The 11,911-nt window shown below is 48.6% G+C and carries 9 protein-coding genes, 2 pseudogenes and 1 riboswitch; of the genes and pseudogenes, 5 read left to right on the top strand and 6 right to left on the bottom strand.

What is annotated here, in order from left to right; all coding sequences use genetic code 11:
• Positions 1-11: 11 nt before the first annotated feature.
• Positions 12-398, bottom strand: a complete 387-nt coding sequence (gene gloA / locus L4C36_RS12900; RefSeq protein ID WP_428478213.1) for a lactoylglutathione lyase — start codon at positions 396-398, stop codon at positions 12-14.
• A gap of 252 nt (positions 399-650) precedes the next feature.
• On the opposite strand from gloA, the pseudogene L4C36_RS12895 reads away from it, so the two are divergent.
• Together L4C36_RS12895 and yidZ are read left to right on the top strand one after the other, a co-directional pair.
• A pseudogene (locus L4C36_RS12895) lies at positions 651-944 on the top strand (MFS transporter); the annotation flags it as partial.
• Positions 937-1,809 (top strand): annotated as a pseudogene (gene yidZ / locus L4C36_RS12890) (HTH-type transcriptional regulator YidZ); the annotation flags it as partial. The pseudogenes L4C36_RS12895 and yidZ, both read left to right, overlap by 8 nt.
• Before the next feature lie 58 nt (positions 1,810-1,867).
• Here yidZ and L4C36_RS12885 read toward each other — a convergent pair.
• The 5 genes from L4C36_RS12885 to L4C36_RS12865 form a co-directional block, all read right to left on the bottom strand.
• Positions 1,868-2,323, bottom strand: a complete 456-nt coding sequence (locus L4C36_RS12885; protein ID WP_428478212.1) for a GNAT family N-acetyltransferase — start codon at positions 2,321-2,323, stop codon at positions 1,868-1,870.
• Between the two features lie 83 nt (positions 2,324-2,406).
• Positions 2,407-2,622 carry a DUF3820 family protein gene (locus tag L4C36_RS12880; RefSeq protein ID WP_428478268.1) on the bottom strand — a complete coding sequence of 72 codons (216 nt, stop codon included), beginning with the start codon at positions 2,620-2,622 and terminating at the stop codon, positions 2,407-2,409.
• A 177-nt stretch (positions 2,623-2,799) separates the two neighbouring features.
• Complete coding sequence (locus L4C36_RS12875) at positions 2,800-3,402, bottom strand: YceI family protein (RefSeq protein ID WP_428478211.1); 603 nt, start codon at positions 3,400-3,402, stop codon at positions 2,800-2,802.
• A gap of 169 nt (positions 3,403-3,571) precedes the next feature.
• The gene (locus tag L4C36_RS12870; RefSeq protein WP_428478210.1) at positions 3,572-5,551 is read right to left on the bottom strand and encodes an alkaline phosphatase D family protein; all 1,980 of its coding nucleotides are present in this window, start codon (positions 5,549-5,551) and stop codon (positions 3,572-3,574) included.
• A gap of 119 nt (positions 5,552-5,670) precedes the next feature.
• Positions 5,671-6,543, bottom strand: coding sequence for a LysR family transcriptional regulator (locus L4C36_RS12865; protein WP_428478209.1), 873 nt, complete (start codon positions 6,541-6,543; stop codon positions 5,671-5,673).
• 133 nt (positions 6,544-6,676) lie between these two features.
• Here L4C36_RS12865 and L4C36_RS12860 point away from each other — a divergent pair, with 133 nt between their 5' ends.
• The 3 genes from L4C36_RS12860 to L4C36_RS12850 all read left to right on the top strand — a co-directional run bounded on the left by L4C36_RS12860 (position 6,677) and on the right by L4C36_RS12850 (position 11,901).
• Positions 6,677-8,050 (top strand): MATE family efflux transporter, encoded by a 1,374-nt coding sequence (locus L4C36_RS12860; RefSeq protein ID WP_428478208.1) that lies wholly within the window; start codon positions 6,677-6,679, stop codon positions 8,048-8,050.
• Positions 8,051-8,261: 211 nt separating this feature from the next.
• Positions 8,262-8,364, top strand: a riboswitch (cyclic di-GMP riboswitch).
• A gap of 135 nt (positions 8,365-8,499) precedes the next feature.
• Complete coding sequence (locus tag L4C36_RS12855) at positions 8,500-11,109, top strand: glycosyl hydrolase family 18 protein (protein ID WP_428478207.1); 2,610 nt, start codon at positions 8,500-8,502, stop codon at positions 11,107-11,109.
• 249 nt (positions 11,110-11,358) lie between these two features.
• Positions 11,359-11,901, top strand: coding sequence for a hypothetical protein (locus tag L4C36_RS12850; RefSeq protein WP_428478206.1), 543 nt, complete (start codon positions 11,359-11,361; stop codon positions 11,899-11,901).
• Positions 11,902-11,911: the final 10 nt, after the last annotated feature.

Genomic DNA, 11,911 nt, shown 5'->3' with positions numbered 1-11,911 from the left:
CACTCTCTCAATTAGGCGTCAGTTTGGATCAGTTCGATTGGGTAACCATCTGGGTCTTTCACAAAGGCAATATGCGTTGTACCGCCTTTCACCGGCCCCGGCTCACGGGTCACGTTACCACCCAGTGTTTTGATCTTGTCGCACGCCGCATAGATATCATCCACACCCAGTGCGATATGACCGAATGCTGTCCCCATGTCGTACTGGTCGGTGTCCCAGTTGTAAGTCAGTTCAATGGCGGTGCCGCTTGGATCGTTTTCATAACCGACAAATACCAAGGTGTAACGGTATTCCGGATTTTCTACACGCTCTAACAGGCTCATGCCAAAAACATCAGTGTAAAACGCGATAGAGGCGTCCAGATCCGTCACGCGGATCATCGTATGTAAAAACTTCATGCTGCATCCTATTAAGACATGGGAATGTATGTGCAATGTGTCATCGCTTTCTTGATGAGCATCCTAATGCGTCAACACACTCAAATGAAATTATCATTATTTCTTATCTTGATAATCTTTTGTTATGAACCGAGTGTTTGTCGCTTATTTCTCGAGCGTTTGTCGCATAGAGAAATACCTGATGTCAGAAAGGTTACTCGCGGTCTTTCATCATCCTCACTATTATCGCTGCACTGATTTTGTGAGGTTGTCATGTTTCGATATTTGCTTTGTAGCTTTGCCTTTGTCTTGCTTTACCCAACGGCGATTGATTTGTATTTAGTGGGATTACCGCAAATCGCCCAAGATCTTGGCGCGAGTGAATCCCAGCTCCATATTGCATTTTCTGTCTATTTAGCCGGAATGGCCGCCACCATGCTGTTTGCCGGCAAACTGGCCGACCGTATTGGCCGTAAACCCGTCGCGATGGTGGGTGCCGCCATTTTTGCTGTCGCGTCGTTGTTAGGCGGCCAAGCAGACAGCAGCACGCTTTTTTTAAAAGCTCAACGTTACCCCCTCGACGGTCAGCAAATCCCTCAATAAATTGCGTGACTGGTTTGATGACCCTTTGTTTGTCAAAACCCCACAAGGATTAAGGCCGACACCGCTGGCGATGAGCATGGCGCAAGATCTGTCTGACTGGATGCAGATGGGTAGCCAACTGTTAACCAAGCGGGGTGATGAAATTCCCGATGGGGTGCAGTTCCACTTAGCGATGGAATCGCCCATGCTACTTATCCACCTGCATGCCCTGTCGCAGCAAATCTACCAACGCTACCCGAATGCGAAGGTCAAAGTCAGCAGTTGGGATTACGATTCGTTAGAAGCGATCATTCAGGGCGATGCGGATATCGGTTTTACCGGGCGAGAGAGCCACCCGCGCTCGCGCGAGTCGTTAGATCTGCTGCCTTATTTCGTGAACTTTGAAGTGCTGTTTTACGATTCACCCATGGTGTATCTGCACAAAGATCACCCCGCCTTACAGGCCCAGTGGGATCTGGATGCTTTCTTGCAATACGGGCAAATCAATACACTGTGGGAAAAGAGTGAAAGCTGGGCGCTGGATGAAATTTTGAAGGAAACGGGACAGTCGCGTACTATCGCACTCACGCTGGAAACCTTTGAGCAATCGCTGTTTATGGCGGCGCAGCCGGGGCAAACCTTGGTCACCACTGCACCGCAATATTATCAACACTACTGCCGTCAAATGCATCCGGATCTGGTGTGTCTGCCGATCCCGTTAGATGCGGTCGCACAAGAGAAGTTGAAAATCCCATTTACGTTAATCTGGCACAAGCGCAATAACCAGAACCCGAAAATCCAATGGTTGCGGGACGCGATTAAAGCGCTTTATCAACCCATAAATACATAAGCCATTTTAAATAGAAACACTCAAACGGGATTCAGAGCAGTATGAATCTGAATACCCGTTAGTGATCATCCCCGGCATAAATCCACATAGATGCGGTTTGCCCGGCTCGCTCAAACCCAAGGGATTCATAAAAGGCGATGGCTTTACCGTCAGCGGTCAGCATTTGTTGATGAAAGCCGGCATATCGGGTTTGCATGAGTTGCATCATCTGGCGACCAATGCCCTGCCCCTGTACATCCGGATGCACCAACATGTGCGGGTAATACACCACCAAGTGTCCATCTGAAATGGCATTACCGATCCCCACTAACCGCCCGTTCAGGCGAGCGGTCACCAAACTGTCGGAATTAAGTAAAGCGGGAATAAGCTTTTCAGGAACCTGCGCTGATGACCATTCATTGGCTTGATAAAGTGCAATTACTTCAACCTGCTCTATGTCACGACTGAACGTCACTTCCAGCGTTTGATTCTGAGTATGGTTTTGAACCGTATTTGGGTTGTCTGTCTGTTGCATGGCATTCCTTGCCCTGTTGAAAAATTTAACTCACCATGATGCCAAATACCCTGATAAATTCAATGGCAGTTTGGGTACAGGCATTAATCCCGTCGCAGTGGACGAATCACCGATTCCAGCCCTTCAATTTTGAACTCCAAGGCCAATGCCATCAGCATGCCTAGTTCACCTTCCGGGAAGCCTTTCTTCTGGAACCATAGCAAGTACTCATCCGGTAAATCAATGATCACGCGACCGGCATATTTGCCGTACGGCATTTTTACATTGGCCAATTTAATCAGATGTTCTTTATCAAACACGTCGTTCTCTTCTTCTTGTTTGCTTGTTTGCATTAGCGCAGTAATGGTATGGCGGGCATGTTAGCGTTATTAAGGGACTTCGGGTAGCAATATGGACTAACTACAATCGCGATGGCCTAAAACAAACACAGCCGACAATCGCCGGCTGTGTTTTTCATATTCGTACTACAACATCGCTTATGACGCAGGCTTAAACACCAGGTTGGCGTTAACAGGCACCGTCAGCAAGATAGATTTGAGTTTGGCGATCTCTTTCAGCTTGCCAATCCCACCATCCAGATCAAACTGACTGGCTGTTACCATCACTGGCGCCAAAGTGTTGACCAGCAATCCGCCGCCCTCTAGCCCGGTGATCTGCACTTTGGCCGGAATATCTTGCGTTTTACCATGCAGATTGAGCGAGAACGTAATGTCGTCCACGCGAGTCTTACCCGGTGCAAGGCTGGTTAAAATCGCACTATCAACCTTGGCCTTGATTGTCGCTTGTGGGTATTCCTTGGTTTGGAACAACAACTCTTTCATGCGGGTATCACGGATTTCAATCTTGGTGTTGACACTGGCAAGATCAATCGCCACCGTCACCGCGCCTTTATCGTCTATCGTGCCGCTGAGTTGCTTAAAACCATGGTTTTCGACCACGGCATCGTTTTTCACGGATGAAAAATCAATCACCGATTGTGTGTTATCTAACGCCCATCCCGCATACGCAGAGGCCGACAATGCCCAAATGCCTAAGCCCATCCCTAGTACACTGCCTGCTTTTTTCATTGTTAACGCCATGACCCACTCCTTTCTCTTTGGCTAATTGTTATCGTTTCTTATTCGCTTTCAATTGTAACCGAAGATGAGCGATTGAAAAAATCTTGTGATCACCAAGGGTAAATAACGGCGAATGACAAACAGCAACCTAAAGAGACGCGATAACGTAAAACCCAACAAACATCGTCGGTTAATCCCGATCCTCAATCGGCGGGAACGCAATACGCTCGCCTTCTGCCGTCAGGATGGCAATATCAATCGGTTTACCTTGCCCATCCAAGCGCACTTCACCGATGGCACTGCGGTTAATCAAGCGACGGTTACCCGGTAAGTCAGGATCACGCTTAAACACTTTTAAGCGCTTACGCTTGGTCAGCCAGTTCAACGGAGAACGTGGGCTATACAAAATGCGGTCCATAAAGTCACACACCCGCAACAAGCCATTCGGAAACTCATTTTTGATCCCGCTGCTGGTGATTTGATAGATATTCGGGCTGCATTTACGAAAACGCAGCTTCACGTCATACGCAAAGGAATAATGCACATCCCCCGACAAAATGACGAAGTTGGTTGGCGTTTTAGTATGGGTAAAAATACTGATCAAGGTATTGGCAGAACCTGGGTGCGTCATCCAGTTTTCCGCATCCACCAGCAGCGGTTGCCCTAACCAAGTCATGCCTCGTTGCAGCATTTCAATGAACTTCACCCCGAACATAGGCGCGGCAGACACGATGATCACCGCAGGTTCATGGATCAATGATTGGTGCATTTCAATTAAGGCTTCCCAATCCATTAAGCCCGATGGTTTGTTCATTTTCGATTCTGAACGCCAACGGCGGGTACGGGTGTCCAACACCAACATTTTCGGCGACGTTTCCACCGTGTAGTGCCACTGTTCAAATCGATAGAGGTAATCAATGACACTGTCTTGGCGATCCCGATTCGGCTGGCTGAAAAAGTCCTGCATACGCGCCATAAAGGTCGTATCGAAGTTTTCAGGCGCATTCCCCCACCCTTGGAACAGCCAGTAACTGAGCAAACCATTACCGATAATACGGCGCGAAAACGGGTTATTGTATGCCGCTTGCTCCCAGCCAACGGTCAAATTCCAATCATCGGTTACGTCATGATCGTCGAAAATCATATACGTGGGCAAATGTGCCAATAAGCGTTGAACTTGCGTTAAGCCCGCCTCAAAATCGTCAATAATCGGCTTTTCGTTTTGCCATACTTGTTGCCACTGTGGCGCCAATGTATGACCGTGCCAAGTAAACTTATCTTTTTGCAATTTACCGCTATCGACAAACCGCCACAGCACCGGCGACCACACCAATAAGTACATGGCGACAAACTCGCTCAATGTAATGAGGTGATTATTAGACTCCCGGGAACTGAATACCGGCACTTTACGGCGCAACCAATTGGCCACACTCGGAATGCGTTCAAACACTTCCTCCCCGCCTTCGAGATAATGCGGCAAAATTTTATCGCGACGGTAAAAATTGTCGGGGTGTGCAAACAACGCTGCGCTGTTATCGATCTGCGATTTTTCGAAGCTTTCACCGTGCAACCCTAACAGCGCAATCACTTGTTGGATCGCATCCAACATGGGGCCTGCGACGTGATCCGCGTAAATTTGATCGCCGCTCATCATCAATAGACTCGGGCGCTCATTCACCGCTTGCGTGGCGACTTTATTGTCTGCGGCAACCAAGCTGTCTTTGCTTGGGTAATGCGGGTTACGGCACGAGCCATGCATCACGTAATCTGCCTGCGTTTTAATGGTAAAACGGATGCGTGATTCGCCGTCATACAACAGGTGCGGTAATTCTGCGGTCAGATCGCCCTGCTGGGTAATGATCTGATAACTCAGTGGGGTATTAACCGGAAAATCGCTGGCAAACGTCACTTGATAGATCCACGCACGCTGGCCAATCTGAATGTGTTGGCCTGTCGCTAAATCGCCAGTGAAAAAAGGGGATGCAGCATCGGATGACACCGTGTGTTCCTGATCTGCAGGCTCTTTATAAACACGCACAGCACCTTCCAACGGCTGTGACACTGCCAGCCACAGCGTGATCTGTTTCGCGGTGACTTGGCGCAAAATCGGCCCCGCCAAAATCAGTGGCAATGGCTGAACAAAGTTAGGGGTAATGCAAGACTCTGGCATAGCACAAAAGATCTCTTCGTTGTTCTTGTTATAGGACAAATTTGTTCGACGTTTATAGGACAGTAACAGGCTGATTTGGTTTTATCACTATTCTCAAAAAGAATACCTTTTCGTGTGATCTAGAATATTTTTTCCAGCTCGCTGTACATCCATTCCATCACGGGCCCAATGCCTTTATCTCGGCGTTTGACGATGCCGATTTCAACCATCAATGGATCAGGGATCGCCTCGCTGGACAATTCGACTAAATCATTCGCGTACCATTGTTCTTTCGCCACGTGCTCGGGCACCAATGCCCAGCCTAAACCACGGATCACCAAAGCGGAAATCATGTAGTAACTGTCGATATGCCAATAGTTAGCCGCTAACGGCTTGGCCTGCCCGATGCCCAAGCGATCACGGATCACCAATTGGCGATATTGGGTGAGATCCTTAATCTGCGGTACGGCAATGGCCGAGAGCGGATGGTCACGCGAGACAATCAATGAATGTTTAAACTGACCCACCGAGGTGAATTCAAGGTTCTCTGGCAAACTGTGCTGATGAAACAACACACCAATATCTGCTTTACCACTGGCCGCATACTGCGCAATGTCCTGCTGTGAGCCATTAATGATGGTCAGTTTCAACAACGGAAATTCCTGTGCGACCGCTTCAAACATGATCTCAAAGGCAGTGACGGGCACAGCTTCATCAATGGCAACGGTGAACATCGTTTCTTCACCGGTCGAGACCGTCATCGCCCGCGAACACATGCGTTGGCACTGCGCCAATACCGCCTGTGCCTCAATGTACATGTCTTCCCCAGCAGGGGTTAGCACCGGTAATCGCGCGCTGCGATCAAACAAGTCGAAACCTAAATCCACTTCTAAATTGGTGATTGCCGTACTGACACGTGACTGTGCCTTGCCTAATTTTCTAGCGGCAGCAGAAAACGACCCTTGTTGCACGGCGGTGACAAAAGCGTCTAATTGATCAATGGTCCAATTCATTGTGATTTCACTTTTCCTGCTGTGGCAGTAGACACTGGCAATACATCCATCCGAAAAGCGGATGGATACTAACTTCAATCAATCTTGATTATAGCGATAATACCCACATATCTCACAAAGTAGAATAATAACAATGCAAGAAATTTCATCCAGCAGCATAGATACCAGCAGCACCAGCAAAACGTTCTGGCGCTTTGCGATCCCATCTATCGCGGCCATGCTCGTGAACGGCCTCTACCAAGTTATTGATGGTATTTTCGTGGGTCACTACATCGGCTACGAAGGCCTAGCGGGGATCAACCTTGCCTGGCCAGTGATTGGTGTTTTAGCTGGCTTGGGTCTGTTGGTTGGCATGGGTGCCGGTAGCTTAATCTCCATTTTCCGTGGCGAARACAACACCAGTAAAGCACAACAAACGCTGTACACCGCATTGGGTTTAATCGGCCTTGCCGGCTTACTGATGATGGCGTTGCTCAACATGCTTGCCCCTACCCTATTGATTGCGCAAGGAGCCACTGGTGATGCCTTGGCAATGGGTAGCGCGTATATCGAAGTATTCAGTTGGGGCGCTATTTTCACCATTGCATCCGGTGCCCTGCCGATGCTTATCCGTAATGATGAAAGCCCAAACTTTTCAACGGGGTTAATGATGGGCGGTGCGGTGATCAACATTGTGCTGGATTACCTGTTCATCGGACATTTCGGGTGGGCACTACAAGGTGCAGCCATTGCCACCATTATTGCGCAAATCAGTATTACGGTGGTCGCTATCCTGTATTTCTTTTCGCGCTACTCCCAACTACGATTAACACTGCGTAACCTGTGTTTTAATATGGACATGGCCATCAAAACCGTAGGATTGGGCGCATCAAGTTTATTTATGTATGCCTACTTCAGTTTTATGGTTGCCCTGCATAATAAACTGTTCATGAGCTACGGTAGTTCAGTCCATGTCGGGGCATATGCCATTGTCGGTTATTTGGTCACCATGTATTACCTACTGGCTGAAGGCTTAGCAAGCGGTATGCAACCGCCAGTCAGTTATTATTACGGGGCAAAACAAGGTGAGAAAATTCGAGCCACATTAGTGATTGCTGCCAAAGCGGTACTTCTAACGGGTATGGGTGCGATTGCGCTGCTGAATATTTTCCCGAACACCCTTGTGGGCATGTTCAGCCAGAATGAGCCGGTACTGGCATTAGAAACGATAAACGGTATTCGCTTGCACCTGTTTGCCATGTTCCTAGATGGTTTCTTTGCGCTGGCTTCCGTGTACTTTATGGCCATTGATAAAGGTGGCAAAGCACTGATGATATCGCTAGGTAACATGCTGATCCAACTACCGTTCTTGTACATCATGCCAAAACTGATGGGGATTGATGGTATCTGGCTTGCCGTTCCGCTGTCTAACCTCGCATTAGCGGTTATCGTTATTCCTATGGTGTGGGCAGACGTGAACCGCCGCGCCAACATGAAGCCTGACAACGACATGGTGCTGGCTAGCTAATTAGCGTGCGGTATCACCCCGTTCTATACACAAAAGCGCCTATAGGGCGCTTTTTATTTATTGGCCGCGTCTATTTATATGACCTACACGCTTATGCGTTAAATTACGTGAAGCAATATCACAAATATATATTTACGTATTCGCTAAGCGCAGCATAATCTACATTTTAAATTGCACAAAATAAGCATTCTGCTATTTATATCCTCAATACTTGTGACAACGGCAAACTGCATGAAAATGCAGGACGCAAAGTTTCCGGTCTAAGGGGAATGCTTGGTAATGACCGCATTCCCGATGACAGCGGGACTGCCTCAAGTGGAGCACGCCTCCTCCTTCGTTGACCTCGTATTATACAAACCGCGTCTCACCTTGGTCTGTTTTTTGACTGAAACCCTGTTACACGCCAACGGGTGAGCATGCCTTTTTCTTCTGTATAAACGGAGCCTAATTTGAAAAAGTCTCACATTGCTATGCTTGTCGGCAGCCTGTTGGCCACCGCTGGCGCACACGCTGCCGCCCCCGGTACACCTAACCTTGATTGGGGCACACACACTTACGCACTGGTTGAATTAAACCGTGATGCACAAAGCTATAAAGACATCGTCGTTGCGCGCCACAAAGACATCCCTGTGACTGTTTCATGGCAGACATGGAGCGGCGACGCTGCACAAACGGCAAACGTATTGCTTGACGGCGAAACCGTCTGGACGGGCAAAGGCAGCAGCAAAAGCGCGACATTCAATGTCAGCAAAGGCGGCGTGTATGACATGACGGTTGAGTTATGTAATGCCGATGGCTGCAGCGAAAGCAAATCTGTCACATTGACGATTGCCGATACAGACGGTAGCCACTTGGCACCGCTGGCTCCTGCTCTACAAGAAAATAACAAGCCTTACACCAATACCTCTGGAAAAGTGGTCGGCACTTACTTTGTTGAATGGAGTGTTTACGGCCGTGAATTCCCATTAAATAAAGTCCCAGCACAAAACCTGACTCACATGCTGTACGGCTTCACCCCTATCTGTGGGGGAGATGGCATTAACGATAGCCTAAAACAAATTCCTGGCAGCTTTGCGGCTCTGCAAAAAGCCTGTGCGGGCACACCTGATTTTGCGGTCGCCATCCATGACCCATGGGCCGCGATTCAGATGGGCCAAGAAGGCGTGAACAACTGGCAAGACCCCTACCGTGGTAACTTTGGTCAGATGATGGCGCTGAAACAAGCCTACCCTGATCTGAAAATCCTGCCGTCTATCGGTGGCTGGACGCTGTCTGATCCGTTTTACTTCATGCACGACGAAAGCAAACGCCGCGTCTTCGTGAACTCGGTAAAAGAATTCCTTCAGACATGGAAGTTCTTCGACGGTGTGGATATTGACTGGGAATACCCAGGCGGTGGCGCAGCTAACCCTGAGCTGGGCGATAAAGACAAAGATGGCGAATTGTACGTGACACTGATGAAAGAGTTGCGTGCCATGTTAGATGAGCTATCGGCAGAAACCGGCCGTACTTACGAGCTCACCTCTGCAATCGGCGTCGATGTAAAGAAAATTGACGTAGTAGATTACAACCGCGCGCAAGCATACATGGATTACATCTTCCTGATGAACTATGACATGTTCGGCGCGTTTGATTTGAACACCTTAGGCCACCAATCTGGCATTTACGATGCAAGCCATAACCCAATGGTAAAACACACGGTAGAACGCGGTGTTAACGACCTGCTGGCACAAGGCTTAGATCCGAAGAAATTGGTTGTCGGTGTGCCTAAATACGGCCGTGGCTGGAAAGGCGTACACAACATTACGGGTGATAACCCAATGACGGGCCAGGCAACCGGTGCGATTAAAGGCACATGGGAAGACGGTGTTCTAGACTACCGTGACATTGCCGATAACCATTCTGGCAATGGCTGGGAAAGCCGTTACGATGAGCAAGCAGAAGCATCGTATAAGTGGAATCCTACCACCAAAGAACTGATCACCTACGATGACGAACGTGCCGTTAAAGCAAAAGGCCAGTTCGTGCAAGAGCGTGGCTTAGCCGGTCTGTTCTCGTGGGAAATTGATGCGGACAATGGCGACCTGTTGAACGCGATGCATGAAGGTTTAGGCCATGGTGACGGTGGTATCACCCCACCGCCAGCACAAAACAAACCACCGGTCGCGAATGCAGGGGCTGACCATGCAGTGATGGGCCCTATTGATGTCACACTGGATGGATCTAAATCTTACGATCCAGAACAAGAAGTCATGACTTACCAGTGGACGCAAACAACGGGTGAAGCCGTGGTCATTACCGGTGCCGATCAAGCGAAAGCCACCATTCGCGTACCCGTAACAGCGGAAGACACACAGTACACGTTTGCACTCGTTGTCACGGATACTGAAGGCCAGACGGCACGTGACGCGGTAACGGTCAACAACAATGCGGAACAAGCCAACCAAGCGCCAGTGGTTACCCTACCGGCCTCGCTGACGGTTGAAGCAGAAGCAACGTTCTCGATCAACGCGAAAGCCAGCGATCCAGACGGCGAACCTCTGACGTACACCTGGATGGTGTCACCACTGTTCGACATTTTGTCTGGTCAAGGTACAGCAACACTGCGCCTGAAAGCGCCTGCAGTATCGGAAATCACGCAAGAAAACGTTTCGGTATTGGTGTCTGACGGTGCATTAGATGCCACCGCAGCGATGCGCATCACGGTTGAACCTAAAGAAGAAACGGGCGGTGGCGACTGTGACATTACCGATCCAAACGCGGGTAACTACCCAGCATGGACTGGCGGTGCGGTATACAACACGGGCGATCAAGTCAGTCACGATAACTTGGTTTGGCAAGCAAAATACTGGACACAGAACAATGTACCCAGTGCGACAGCCGACCAATGGACATTAATCAGTGATGCTGAGTTTGGCTGGAACAAGGGTATCGCTTACCAAGGTGGCGAGCAAGTCAATCATGATAACCAGCGTTGGGAAGCCAAATGGTGGACCAAAGGCGAAGAACCGGGTAAGGCTTCTGTCTGGGAAAGTGTTGGCGAGTCATCTTGCCAGTAAGCTAAACCGTTAAAACGTATTTCCACTTCACGCCCCTACCGCTCTGCGGTGGGGCGTTTTTTCAACCTACTTCCCCTCACCATTAAACAAATCGCTCGTTGCATAAAAGCCACACACATTATAGTGAATTAACTCGCATCCCCCTTTTGATGTCGTACTCTAATTACCCGTTTTAGCTTACATTTCTCAATGACTCGCAGCCAGCATCATCGGCTCAACAACTATTTATTACTTAGAGTTCTGCCATAAATGGGATACTTTGGAGTGCGTTTTAAAAAACCAATGATAGGCATTTGGAGTGCGGCTTTATTGTCGTCATCATTCTGTAACGCCGATGGCATTCAACAAACGGCAATTAGCGGCCTCCAACACGGCAAAATCTTATCTGAATTTTCAGCTTATTTATCTTCTACTTCCGTCCAGAGTAGGATCATTTTTGCCAAAAACGTTGAGGTTACCGATCCAAACATATCAATATCTAACCCATGGAAAAACGCGTACAACTGCGATGAAGATGGGTCTGACGGCAGCGCCATCATCATTATTGCTGATACGGTGCATGTACTCACTGCTTGTGGTGAGTTAAATAGCGATGAATATGATGAGATGTTCATCGAGAAACAGCCTTCAACGGTTATTCCACAGGGTTCTGCACGAAGCGGATTGTTAAATAACGTTATCCAAGATCTGGATGTGATCATGGTGCCTACGCCTGCTACCATTGATACGTACATTGTCTGGGATGGCAAAAAGTTTGTATTTTCCGCACCTTTAGAGCCTGAATATCGATAATCCCTTTGTC

This window comes from Photobacterium japonica, from assembly GCF_050337005.1.
In the GTDB taxonomy this organism is placed as follows: Bacteria; Pseudomonadota; Gammaproteobacteria; order Enterobacterales; family Vibrionaceae; genus Photobacterium; species Photobacterium japonica.
Note: the sequence above shows the minus strand (reverse complement) of the source record. Positions and strands in the feature narration are given on the sequence as shown.

Excerpts from the sequence above, each read along its gene's own strand:
- gloA (WP_428478213.1), bottom strand. The coding sequence starts at position 398 with ATGAAGTTTTTACATACGATGATCCGCGTGACGGATCTGGACGCCTCT.
- L4C36_RS12885 (WP_428478212.1), bottom strand. The coding sequence starts at position 2,323 with ATGCAACAGACAGACAACCCAAATACGGTTCAAAACCATACTCAGAAT.
- L4C36_RS12875 (WP_428478211.1), bottom strand. The coding sequence starts at position 3,402 with ATGGCGTTAACAATGAAAAAAGCAGGCAGTGTACTAGGGATGGGCTTA.
- L4C36_RS12870 (WP_428478210.1), bottom strand. The coding sequence starts at position 5,551 with ATGCCAGAGTCTTGCATTACCCCTAACTTTGTTCAGCCATTGCCACTG.
- L4C36_RS12865 (WP_428478209.1), bottom strand. The coding sequence starts at position 6,543 with ATGAATTGGACCATTGATCAATTAGACGCTTTTGTCACCGCCGTGCAA.
- L4C36_RS12850 (WP_428478206.1), top strand. The coding sequence starts at position 11,359 with ATGGGATACTTTGGAGTGCGTTTTAAAAAACCAATGATAGGCATTTGG.